Raw genomic sequence first — 12,662 nt, forward strand, 5'->3', positions numbered from 1 at the left:
AAATACAGTTAGACGTGCCGCTCCGCTTGCAACGATGCCTGCAGACGGTAAAATAGACGGATTTTCAAGGTAGTTTCGTTATTTTTGCAATTTGGCTCATTTTACCTGCATAAAATCCAGCTAGATCATCAGCAATAAAGATCACTTGGTTGTAAATGTGGTAAAACTTTTCCGCACCGCGCGAGATCCCATTGCGCGGTGTATGGCGTCGCATAACGGTGGTCAACCACCTTATGGAGCCACTTTTCCCTGTGTTAGGAGGCAGCTATGCCGTTAGGAATCTTTGGTTACTCACCCTGTGGTAAAAAAGACTGCACAGTCCAAGCAAACCGCTTAGACTGTGCAGTTCATTTTGAACGTGATACCTTCGCGGAATCCCCACAGGCGACTCAGCGTGGAAGGCAATGCATCCGACACCGTGTGGACGAAAGTGCGAGGCAATTCATCTGACGCCGTGAGGACGAAAGTGCAAGACATTGCAATGCATCCGCGACACCGTGTGGACGAAGATGTGAGACCTATGCTGTGCGAGCGAAGAAATGCGACAATGAGTGCGCCTATCCAACTTGGCCAATGCCGTGTAACCGAAGAAGTGTGCCGAGAAGGCAGACAATGAGCGCAGTATCCGGTCTAGCCATTGTAATGCACCCGCAGGAGCGTGGCCGAAGAAATGTGGACCATAATCGAAGGCTATCCAGCCAATCCAGTGCGGCCGAAGAAGCGTGCAGAGAAGTGTTGACGATCAACGAAGCCGATACACATGCCGTGCCTATTACGCTTATCCTTTCACCGCTCCGACCAGCTGACCGTGTATGAAGTATTTTTGCACGAAGGGATAGACAATGATAATAGGCAGGACGGTCAGCATTAGCGCCGCCATTTTGATGTTCTCGGGGTGAACCTGTGGTTCGCCACCGATGAGGGCCTCCTGGGTTTGCTGATCGATAAATTGAGAAGCATTGATCAGAATTTCCCGCAATTGCAGCTGTAATGTCCAAAGCTGGCGGTCACGGATATAAATCAACGCATTGAACCATTCGTTCCAATATGCGACAGCGCTGAACACGACGAAGGCCATCGTCATCGGCAGAACAAGCGGCAGAATGATATTCCACAATATACGCCATTCACTGGCCCCGTCTATTTCCGCCGATTCCATCAGCTCCTGGGGCAGTTGATTGATCTGGTTGCGAAAGACGATGATATAGAAGATGCTGATGATTTGCGGCAGCACAAGGGCGGCGTATGTATTGGTCATCCCCAGACCATTGACAAGAAGATAAGTCGGAATCAAGCCGCCGCTGAAATACATCGGAATAATCAAATAAATGAACAGCGCCGATCTTCCCAGCAGATGCTTGTGAGCCATCACATAACCTGCCGCAAGCGATAAAGCAATCGTCAACACGGTATTCACCACAGTCAAGCCGACGGTATTAAGGAAGGTCCGCAAAAACTGCTTGCTGTAAGCGAGCTCGTGATAAGCTTTCAGCGAAAAGCCTTTAGGCCACAAGCCTATTTTTCCAGTGGCGAGGGCTTCGTAGTTACTCAACGAAATAGCTATCGCATTGATAAACGGAACGAGAATCGAAATAGAAAAAGCAATGAACAGCAAGTAATTAACAATAATAAAAATTTTTCGCGCCGGTGATAGATAGCTCATCGCTTAGCCCCCCGCCTTTCTAATATAGTCCCAATCCGACGAGCTTCTTGGAAATCCGATTTGCGGAAATAAGCAGAATGAACCCGAGCAAGCTCTGTACTAAGCCAATGGCTGTCGTCAAGCTGTACTGCGCCTCCACCAGACCGATCCGGTAAATATACGTGCTCGTTACATTGGAGACATCCAGAACCAGCGGATTCTGCAGTGTAAAAATCCGGTCAAACCCTACGGAGAATATGCCGGAAAGCCGGAGCAGCAGCAGCAGTACAATCATCGGCACCATCGCCGGAAGAGTGATATGCCAGATTTGACGAATGCGGCTCGCCCCGTCCATCATTGCGGCCTCGTACAAGCTTGTATCGATTCCCGCAATAACCGCAAAATACAGGATGGCGGACCAACCGACATTTTTCCAAATTTCCGCGAATACGGCGATTCCCCGAAACAACCCCGGCTCCGTCATGAAGAAGATCGGTTCGATACCGAACCATCCGAGAAGGGTGTTCACCATTCCCGCCTCCGGAGACAGCATTTGGTAAAATACGCCGGAAACAACGATCCACGACAGGAAGTGCGGCAGATACGAGATGGTTTGAATGATTTTTTTGAAGCGCAAGTGGATAATTTCGTTCGCCAATAAAGCAAACAGGATCGGAGCGGTAAATCCGAAAGCAAGATCGTAAAAGCTGATGATCAGCGTATTTTTCAGTACCTTCCAGAATGTATCATCCTGCAAAAAATAGGCGAAATGCTTGAAGCCCACCCAGGGGCTGCCCAAGATCCCTTTGTAGGGTGAAAAATCTTTAAACGAAATAATGATGCCATAGAGAGGAATGTAATGGAAAACAAATAATAGAAGGATAGTCGGAGCCAGAAGCAAATATAGCGCAAAAAGCGTTTTTTTATACACCCTCTTTTTCCGTATCGGAACGGGCGTGGCGGAAGATTGCGGTGTGGAATTGTTTGCCATGATCCCACCTCCAATAGAGAATTCGGTCCGCAGAGCAGGCAGGAGACACTTGCCATGCGGATAAGCTTAGGATTTCGTCTGCCGTTACCAGTCTACCTCTTTCACGCCAAACCCTCTTAGTTTGTCTTTGTGATCGTTCATGTATTGGGTATATTCCTCATAAATAAACCCGTACTTATTGCCGAATTCAGTCACCTTCTGGTCAAACTGCTCCATCGTAATGCGACCCATGATCGCCTCGAACGTCGCCTGTGAGATGAAATTATTTGCTTCACCTCTTTTTCGGTTGGCCTCGTCGGACAATTGGGCGAAATGGCTTAATCGGCGCCCCTTATCTTTGGCATAGCCTTCCCAGGTTTTCAAGCCTTCCATCCTTCTGTCAAACTCTTCTTTATTCATGACCTGTTGAGCAGCGGCTATACTGGAATCCTTGCGGTCGCTGAAACCGAAGAGAATGGCGAGATGCAGCTTATAATACTGGTTCTTGTCGGATAGACCCTTGCCTTCAATCGGCACCTTCTTATCCCCCTGGACTGTATAGTCCTCGCCTTCCTTGCCCCAGAAGATCATGTCGTGGAGTTCCTCTGAAGCCAATGCCTCTATAACCTTCCAGGCTTCGTCCGGATGCTTGGATTGGCTGGAAATGTAGATCCCGTGATCGGTAATAGGAAGTCCTTCGTAAGGTTGAGCATATTTCGGGTCCTTCAATACGGCCGGGTATTGCTTGAGGGCTGGGGATAACTGCCATTCCATATGCTGCTCCTGCGGCAGCTTCGCCTGTCCGGTCGGAATGAATTGATCCGCCTGATTGTATTCAAACAGAACGTCCCTGTTTCTTTTCTTGTCTCCATATTTCACGTTATCGTTCGTTGCAAATTCTTTATCGAGAATACCTTCTTCATACAACATCTTCATGGTTTGTACAGCTTCACGATATTCCGGAAGCATAAAATTGCTGATCACCCTGCCATCCTGTACGCGATAATCATACGGAAGCGCACCGTACCAGAAGAAAATAGGCAATCCGCCAAAGCCGAGCGCGGTGTCGGTATTGGCCACGCGATTGGAGAGGATTAACGCGTTCGGTTCAGCCTTATGCACCTTCCTCATAAACTCTATCCAACCATCCACTGATTCCGGATATTCACCGTCATTGTATTTAACCAGCATGTCATAGCGTACAGCGACTCCTGCGCCTTGGGGCGAGCTTGTATTGCGCATCGGTATACGGTAGTAATGTCCGCTCGGTGATTTGGCCAGCTCCATCATTTCCGGTGTAATCACTTTTTTCACAGCCTCGGATTGGTCGTAATATTTCTTCAAGTCGATAAAACCGCCCTGATCCGCTGTCCGGTAAGCTTCCGTCGGATACCAGCTATGAACGAGATCGGGCAAGGAACCGGAAGATAGCATCAGATTATACTTGGTTTTGAAATCCTGATATCCGGGCACCTCGAGCTCCAGATCAACCCCCGATTTTTCCTTGATCAGGTTGATATACGGATTATCGCTCGGATTGACGCCATCGGGATGTGCCATTCCGGAATTGCCCATGAACAGCTTCAGCTTGACGGGTGCCGACGTTTTCGTCTGGGGGCTGGCTCCCGGCTTGGATTCGTCCGGTGTCGATGTAGCGCTCGGGCTGCCGGAATCCGAACATCCGGAAATCGTCATACTGCACACCAGGGCCGCCGCGGTCAACAGAACATTGGAATGCTTTTTGAATTTTGCCATGCTCAATAGACCTCTCCTCTCATCTGTTACATGAATGTTTGCGCTTTCATAATATAGATAGAGGAATGTTATGCTATTCCAAGTACTATTATGACTGAATATGAAAGAAGGAACTGCTATGGCGAATCGTTAGGACCAGGTAATCATTTTGGTTTTCGCTCTGCGAATTTGGCAAAAAATAACTGCACAACCTAAGCAAGCCGCTTAGACTGTGCAGTTTTCTTTGAACACTTACGTTACTATTTGGGCGACTCAATCTGATAGCGATCGATTTCATACCCGACCTCGTCATACAGAATCACTTCGTCGTCTTCGCCGTCCCATATGCTCTCGGTAGTCCAGATAAAATATTGATTGCTAAATACCGTCCCGCTGCTCTCCCTTATCCCGCGAACAGCACTTTCTCCGGTCATGATAATCATTCGACTGGCTGAACCTATTACAGTGCCTTCAGGAAACTGAAACGTTGCTCCCTTGGAACTGACCAATGTCCAGCCGGAAAGGTCTTTTTCTTCCATTTCGGGGAAGTTGGAGATGATGATTGCCCCATCGGCATCTATTCGCGAGATTCCTACCGGATGATACATAGAATGTACCCCATCCAAGAGCTTTTCGCCATTCACACCTATTTTTCTATCTATCGCTTGCCAGTTCAGTTCATCCAAGAAGGAGTACCAGATAGAGCTGCAGCAGACTGAACTCGCATACCCGCTGGAGATCATGGACGCGTCGAAAAATGTGCCGTCTTCCAGAAAGACAAAGCCTCGGGGGATGTCCAATGGCACCTCCTTCGATTCTACCCATTGGACCCAAACCTCTTGATTATCTAAATGCTCTTTGGTGTATTGATAAGCCTTCTGGATAGCGATCTCTCCGTAACTTCTTTCCATCGATCCGACATCGACACCGGCTAACCTAAGCTTCTGTTCTTCCCCGTTCCAATCCACCAGCAATGTAATTCCGTCTATAACCTCTTTAACCTTGACTTTGGTTTTAGGAGCGCAGCTTCCAACCACTTTATAAGCCTTGTCTTCCCAGCCTACCAAACAGCCTAATGCATCCCCCAGCTTCCTGACCGGAATATAGGAAACTCCATCTCGTATTTCTATCGGAAAATCCATAGGCTGACCGTTCCGAATCGCTAAACCTTGATCAGTGGAATAACGGATGACGCTTTCTCCCTTAGTTATTTCGATCTCATGGGTTGATACTTCCCATGTCACAGTGGCCCCCATGGATTCTCCAGCCTGTTTCAGAGGAACATAGGTCGTTCCGTTCTCAAGAAACGGAGAGCGTTCGAACTCAACTTGTTTACCGTCCACATACACAGCCGGAGGTCTTACGGCCCCATAATCGTTCGGGTTATACAAGGGCGCCTCGAAATCAACCGGGCTGATGAGAATCATTTCCTCCCAGGTTAAAAGCTGAGCCATCATTTCTTTGGTTAGCCGAGTATGGAAACGGATAGGATGTACTTTGGCCAATGCAGGCGAATCCCCGAAGGCCTCTCTGAATTTTCGCTCAAATTCCGAAGCCTTCGCTTCTCTTATGATCATGGCGGCTTCGATGGACTCTTCATCTTTTGCTGATTCCGCCCATTTTCTTAATTCCTTGCTAAGGAAAGGCTTCGAGTAATATTCGGGGTCCGCCCATCTGAATTGATCTATTGGAGTCACCTCGAGCTTATCCGAAGGAATAATTTTGCCGTAATCTTCAATGATGATTGATTGTAACGGCCCTTCTTTCGCCGATGATGCTTCGGGCATAAAGGCAAGGCCGAACAAAAGGGTGACTAAAAAAAACCTAAACTTGAAGAACAATTCTATCTCGTCCTTTCTATATGAACTTGCTCGAATCCTGGGAAATGTTTAAAACAACCTGCCCCGTTTTTCCTCAAGGCAGGTTGTCTTATCTATTAAGGACGTACTTTTCCAACGATATCTAGGGAGATATAGGAATCGGCCATCACTCTTACTCCAATGGTGTAAACCCCAGATTTAGGCTTGGAAATGCTGACATGTCCATAAGGGTTTTCACGCGACTGACTTTTATTTTCCGTGAACTTCGGCTCTTGGGATATATCTTGGCCACCTCTTCAACAATTAATCTCACCCACCTACTAAAATTATCAATTTGTTTATTTGAATGCTGGCCAGCAGTTCAAACAAATAATTTTTAAAAATAGTAAGTACATGTAAGGCAAGAAATTTATAACCACTATGCGTCTTGGCAAGTCAATTCATATCCCTCTCAATTGGAATATACCAAATATATTTTGAAAATTATACCATAAATTTGACAAATTTGTTATATTTTTCATCAGCAACTTTCTAATATAGAAAATTCTACAAAAATATTCTATTCATCAATTTTTATATACAGATATTATGGCTCAAAACCATAATCAGTGCTTGAAAGAAATCCGTGGCTCCATAATAACTATATAACAGTCAAAGGATTTGGTTGAAAATATTGGTTTTGATGCCTGGCCATCCGATCGTGCAAATGTTAAGCCAGTATGAATGGGCGAAATTTCTGTTATTCGCTAATGTAGATTTAAGCCAATATGTCAACGCTTTTCAGCAATTGGGGGAGCAGTATTAGGACATACGGGTTTAGTTATACGTACTGCAAGCGTAGGTTCAATCGTTGTAGTAATTACTTTAGTATGTGCTGGTATTTCCTTGGCTTCATCGATACCTAAAAAATCCGAGAGTTTTCTTTCTAAGGAATAAACGAAGAGACATACTAGGTGAGAGGCTGTTTGACTTTCAACTCAAAGGAGAAATCAATTATTCGCTTTCGCTTAGTGCACCCGCACGCTTTTGATTGGGAGCCAGTCGTACGAACTTAGGCCCGGGGACTTCGTGGTGATACCGCCGAATACGTTGTTTGCGACTGAATGGACCGCTGGCCTCCAGTGCTCCATGCACTATTTCTCCGTTGGCATATCGGCCTTCTGTCACGGGATGGAGTGGTCAGAACTGTATGGCATACCACGCCATTGTCGGCCTCCAGTCGATCAGGAGACCGCAGGCCTGTGCACCGTTTGGAGGCGACTGATACAAGCCTGGGAGCAGGCCCCCCGATCCCTCAGTACATCTGCAACCGGAGCGCTTTCTGCAGAGACGGCATCACGTCACCTGTACGCAGAGGCATTGAGCAAGCTGTGGCTTGCCGAGGCGACTAAGGTTTTGCAGCCATTCATGGCAACCCCGGAACCGCTCATCGATGAGCGTGTGCGGCGTGTATGCTTCTACATTCGGAGCGCGTACATGAACCCGATTCGTCTTACAGACATGGCCAAGTTGGTCAATATCAGCGAAGGACATTTACGCCTGCTGTTCCGAAGAGAGCTGTCTCAATCGCCTTATCAATATTTGTTGCTCGTCCGAATCGAGAAGGCGAAGGAACTGCTCCTTTATACCGAGCTGCTGCTAACGGAAATCTCTTACCGTGTCGGGTTCGACGAGTACGGCCATTTCATGTCGACCTTTCGCAAGCTTGTGGGGCTGTCCCCCTCAAAATACCGGAAGGCGAACAATCCATATAGTTAATTTCACCAAATAAGTCATCAATTTTTTAGCTATTTGACGAAAATAACGGTCATCAGGCATCTGTTGATCTATTTGGAATGCCCGTACACTTTTACCGCAAGCAATCAATAGCGTTAGAGGGGGATTATTTGACGCTTACCTATCAACGCTATAGATTAGGCCTTTCGAAACAAAACCAGAAGACTATCTTTGTAAAGATTTGTTATATTTCCATCAACAATGGTTGACGGAAGCCCGATCCAATAATATATTAAAGGTAACCAAGCACAAGCCTAATTTGTGGTAATATAGTAAATGACTGCACTACTAATTGCATAATTCGAAGGTGGAGACCATGAGAAAACCTTTGAAGCCAGCTTCTTCTCTTTTGGATGGAGACGGTTTCTTTGAATTTCTTATGGTCTTTTTTGTAATGCCTTTCCTATGGACGACCAAGCTTCGAAAGGGGGTGACGGCAAGATCAAGCAATACCGTTAGCAGTAAGAACCATTAAGCCGAGGAGGTAGAAAATGATAAGAACAAAATTCAATCGATGGCTGTCTTCCGCACTTGTATTGTGCATGGTATTTTCTTTTCTGTTTTCTTTTTCCCCTGCCGGCTATGCATCCGCGCAACAGGTTCAGACCACGGTCAACTATGATCAACTGCCGCACTTTCTGATTACAGAGATCGTCCCCGATTCGTCAAATATTGACGGGGCCGACGGCTTTGAATTTGTTGAAATTTACAACAACACGGACCAACCTATCAACTACAAGGATTATAAGCTCATCTATCGCTACCCGAACGGCCTGGAGTATGACCAGGTATGGAAGACTATCCCTGAAGAAGTGATCATTGAACCGGGAGCCACCCTGGTCCTGTGGATCACGAACAATGCCAATCAGAAAGCGACAGTAGCCGATTTTAATGCCAACTATGGAACCAATCTGGTTGAGAACAAGGACATCGTCAGGACTGAAGTGAGCGGCGGAATGCACAACAGCCGCGAGAGGACGATGATCATCGCAACCAATACCGGTTACGAGCTTGTCCAAGCCAGCTATAACGTTGGAGTGAAGGATACGGCACCGGATAAAGGTATTTTCTACAAATATCCGGAAGACGGCTCCACCACCATGCAGTTGATCGGCAGCGCGACCGATCCGGCTACTCCCGGCTCCGTCAGTCCGGAACAAATTCCGCCTGAACCGGTCAAGATCAAGTCCGATACCGTTCCTCCGGTCATCGAAAATCTCACCGACCAGACGGGGATCAGGGACGCCCAGGACATTCATATCGTCGCGAGCACCCATGACGATGTCATGGTTCGAACCTTTACTCTGCATTACAGAAGTGAGAAGCAGAGCGAATATACCAGTGTCAACCTGAAAATGAGCCGGGAGGATTCCCTGTTCCATCACACCATTGATTTCCTGGAATTCCTCGGAAGCAACTATGTAGAGTATTATTTCACGGCTTTCGACGGTACGAACGAAACGGTTAGCGATATTTACAGAATAGATATTGTTCAGGAGCTTCCCAGCCCGAGATTGAATTGGCAGGACGGGGATATTCTGACGGGCCGTTCCACAATTGTGGCTTCAGCCGACGGGGTCAACCCGGATGAGTTGAAGCTGTTCATTGACGGGACGGAAGTGAACGATACTTACCGGTCCCTGGAGAAAAACGCCTATTTCGCCTTTGAAGCCGACGGCATAAATGCCGGTTACAAAAACTCGGTCAGCTTGGGAAGCGACATCATCCGCCTCGTTGACACGAATATTAACGGCTTTGAAACGGTCATTGTCCCGATCGATCCGATCCGGTTTCATCAGAACAATAACACCGTGACGCTTCGCGCCGGCTCTACCAAATCCGCCATCGAAGAAGATCCGCAAGAAAATCTTGATGATTTCGATGTGCGCAATGTCCGGCTCCTTCTAAGCGACGGAACCGTAGTCAGAGACCCCCGATACAGTGATCCTAACGAAATTCTGGATATGGGGGACAATGGAAGATACCTGCCGGTGGTCGACTTCACCTTCGACATTCCGCAGGACAAGCTGACTTCCAAAGCTTATGTATGGGATACCTCAGCCGTATCGGAAGGCGATCACCTGATCCGGGTAACGGCTCCGGAGCAAGGCGAAGCGACAGCCCGCATCCGGGTCGATAATTCCGCTCCTTTCATCCAGACGACTCTGGAAGAGGGCAAGCTGTACAAAGGCGCCTTTACTATCGACGTCACCGTGACGGATAAAGTGGCCGGGGTCGACAAGGTAGAGATTCTGCTGGACGGCCAACCTATCGAAGTTCCTTACGCGACCTCCTCGGCGGCTATGAAGCCCGGCGAGCATTACCTGCAAGTTTCCGCTCTGGACAAAAAAGGCTTGAAGAGCGAAAAGAACGTTCGATTCTCGACGGTAGAGGAAACACCGCATCAGCCTGAACTGATCAGTCCGCAGGACGGGGCCGCGAATGTAGACCTTCGCCCGACTTTAAGCGTTAAAGTATCCGATCCGACGGATGACGAATTGGACGTAACCTTCTATCAAGGTTATAAATACAATGCAGTCACCCCAGGCAAGGTCCGGGTATATAAAAATGCTACCGATACGGAGCCTCCCCGCTCAGCCGCTCCGGACGGCGAAGAAGCCTTGACGGAAGCGGAGCTCGCGACCCTGGCGTCCGTGGATCAGCAATATGTCACTCTGGACTCGACTACCCAGTTTCCTTACCTGCGCTTTGAAGTCGAGTTGGACGGCAATATGACTCCGCAGGATACGGTAGAGGTGGTCTGGAAAGGAAATTCCTTGGCCAACCGCAAAGTGACGATGTATGCCTGGAATTACACGGAAAACCGCTGGAAAGCCGTCGATTCCTTCGTGACCAAGTCCGAGGACGATTTTACGCTAAGCGGCACCGTTGACGTTAACGATTACGTGCGTGAACAGAAGGTCAACGTCATCGTTCAGGATCGGATTCCGACGCCGGACGAGTACGATTATACCTTCGTGTGGATGACGGATACCCAGTTCTATACAGAGGTATTCCCGGGGATTTACGAATCCCAGGTTAACTGGATCGCCGAGCAAGCGGACAACATGAAGATCGATTATGTGATCCATACCGGAGACATCGTCAACGTGCACGATTACGAAATCCAATGGCAGCGTGCCGATCAGTATATGAAAGTGCTGGATCAGGCCGATATTCCGTACGGAGTGCTGGCCGGTAATCATGACGTCAAGGATTTGGGTAACAACGAGTTCGACTATTCGAACTATTATCGTTACTTCGGGGAGGATCGTTTCCAAGATCGGCCTTATTATGGAGAGTCGTACAAAAATAACCGCGGTCACTACGATCTGATTTCCTCTCACGGCAATGACTACATTATTGTCTACATGGGCTGGGGAATCGGAGAGGAAGAAATCGCTTGGATGAATCGGGTGCTCGCGGAACATCCGGACCGCAAAGCCATCCTTTGTTTCCACGATTATTTGACGGCTAACGGCAGCCGGGCGGAGATTGGCGACATTCTGTACGACAGGGTGGTTGTACCGAATGAGAACGTCGTGCTGGTGCTGAACGGCCATCGCACCGGCAGCACGCTACGAACGGACGAAATCGACGATAACGGAGACGGAATTACAGACCGTAAAGTGTATCAAATTTTGACGGATTATCAAGGGCATGGCGAAGGCGGCGACGGCTTCATGAAGCTGTTCCATTTTGACACGGCCACGGATACCATCTATGTCAATACGTACTCTCCTTATAAGGAAAAGTATAACTACTATGACCCGATAGAATTTCCGGGTAAGGACGAATTCACACTGGCTCTTAGCCTGGAGCCGCAAATCAAGCGGGTAGCCACCGATTACTTCGAAGTCAACCTTTACTCCGATACGGTAATCGGAACGGCGAACGGAATACCGAGCGGACAGACGGCCAGCATCGAATGGGATGGACTGGCTGCCGATCAAACCTATCAATGGTATGTAATCGCGGCGGATGCATTCGGAGGCCGGATCGTTTCCGACATCTGGAGCTTCACCACCGGAGCCGGTTCGGAGCTTCCCGCCCCAAGCCACCTGAGGGCAACCGGAACGACAAGCACCACCATCGATCTGGCTTGGGACCCGGTAAGCAGCAGCGGCCGGAACATCCATTATGAATTATATAAAGATAATCAGCTGCACGCTGCGGTCACAGAAGCTGTATATACGGTGACCGGGCTGGCTCCGGATACGGAATACCGTTTCTACGTGGTGGCTGCGGATGACCAAGGATATAAATCCGCGCCCAGCGAGGCGATTTCGGTGAAGACTTCTCCTGCCGCACCGGCTGACGGACTGCCTGCTATACGCCGGTTAGTAGACGACTATATCGCTTCCGGCGATTTAAGCGGCCCGTTGGCCAAGCAGTTGAGCAATACTCTGGACCAGGCCCGGCATCAGTATGATAAGGGACGGTTGGAGCAAGCCGCCAGAGATCTGGAGAAATTCCTGAAGCATTTGAATAACAAAGCCATGCAGCGTCACATTTCGGAGGAAGCGAAGGAGCATCTGGAGCGGCAGGTCAACTCGTTGCTGCAGCAGTGGCGTTCATAGTACGTTTGAAAAAGCCAGAGAGGCAAAACTGCTTCTCTGGCTTTTTAGTTGAGTGCGGCATCAGATTCTGATTGTTGCGGTGTCCGTTTCTAGATTCGTTTCCGGGTGAAAAGAAAGCCTGCAAAGAATCGATCTCTTTC

7 protein-coding genes are annotated in these 12,662 nt (G+C 48.3%); 3 read left to right on the forward strand and 4 right to left on the reverse strand.

Annotated elements, in window-relative coordinates; genetic code table 11:
- Positions 1 to 778 precede the first annotated feature (778 nt).
- From FS806_RS19615 to FS806_RS19630, 4 genes are all read right to left on the reverse strand, one after another.
- The gene (locus tag FS806_RS19615; protein WP_144940012.1) at positions 779 to 1,663 is read right to left on the reverse strand and encodes a carbohydrate ABC transporter permease; all 885 of its coding nucleotides are present in this window, start codon (positions 1,661 to 1,663) and stop codon (positions 779 to 781) included.
- Between the two features lie 19 nt (positions 1,664 to 1,682).
- On the reverse strand, positions 1,683 to 2,633 hold the full coding sequence (locus tag FS806_RS19620) for an ABC transporter permease (RefSeq protein ID WP_144940014.1): 951 nt from the start codon (positions 2,631 to 2,633) through the stop codon (positions 1,683 to 1,685).
- An 84-nt stretch (positions 2,634 to 2,717) separates the two neighbouring features.
- A complete protein-coding gene (locus FS806_RS19625) occupies positions 2,718 to 4,367 on the reverse strand; it encodes an extracellular solute-binding protein (RefSeq protein WP_144940016.1) in 1,650 nt (549 codons plus the stop codon).
- A gap of 239 nt (positions 4,368 to 4,606) precedes the next feature.
- A complete protein-coding gene (locus tag FS806_RS19630) occupies positions 4,607 to 6,133 on the reverse strand; it encodes a stalk domain-containing protein (protein ID WP_222126720.1) in 1,527 nt (508 codons plus the stop codon).
- Positions 6,134 to 6,830: 697 nt separating this feature from the next.
- Here FS806_RS19630 and FS806_RS25875 point away from each other — a divergent pair.
- From FS806_RS25875 to FS806_RS19640, 3 genes are all read left to right on the forward strand, one after another.
- Positions 6,831 to 6,971 (forward strand): hypothetical protein, encoded by a 141-nt coding sequence (locus tag FS806_RS25875; RefSeq protein ID WP_186328444.1) that lies wholly within the window; start codon positions 6,831 to 6,833, stop codon positions 6,969 to 6,971.
- A gap of 554 nt (positions 6,972 to 7,525) precedes the next feature.
- Positions 7,526 to 7,924 (forward strand): helix-turn-helix transcriptional regulator, encoded by a 399-nt coding sequence (locus FS806_RS25880; RefSeq protein WP_186328445.1) that lies wholly within the window; start codon positions 7,526 to 7,528, stop codon positions 7,922 to 7,924.
- 509 nt (positions 7,925 to 8,433) lie between these two features.
- On the forward strand, positions 8,434 to 12,522 hold the full coding sequence (locus FS806_RS19640; protein WP_144940022.1) for an FIMAH domain-containing protein: 4,089 nt from the start codon (positions 8,434 to 8,436) through the stop codon (positions 12,520 to 12,522).
- The last annotated feature ends 140 nt before the right edge of the window (positions 12,523 to 12,662 follow it).

The organism is Paenibacillus sp. 32O-W (assembly GCF_007679495.1).
Lineage (GTDB): Bacteria > Bacillota > Bacilli > Paenibacillales > NBRC-103111 > Paenibacillus_L > Paenibacillus_L residui.

What these genes read in the sequence shown, in the direction of transcription:
- FS806_RS19615 (WP_144940012.1), bottom strand. Translation starts at nt 1,663, where the DNA reads ATGAGCTATCTATCACCGGCGCGAAAAATTTTTATTATTGTTAATTAC.
- FS806_RS19620 (WP_144940014.1), bottom strand. Translation starts at nt 2,633, where the DNA reads ATGGCAAACAATTCCACACCGCAATCTTCCGCCACGCCCGTTCCGATA.
- FS806_RS19625 (WP_144940016.1), bottom strand. Translation starts at nt 4,367, where the DNA reads ATGGCAAAATTCAAAAAGCATTCCAATGTTCTGTTGACCGCGGCGGCC.
- FS806_RS19630 (WP_222126720.1), bottom strand. Translation starts at nt 6,133, where the DNA reads ATGCCCGAAGCATCATCGGCGAAAGAAGGGCCGTTACAATCAATCATC.
- FS806_RS19640 (WP_144940022.1), top strand. Translation starts at nt 8,434, where the DNA reads ATGATAAGAACAAAATTCAATCGATGGCTGTCTTCCGCACTTGTATTG.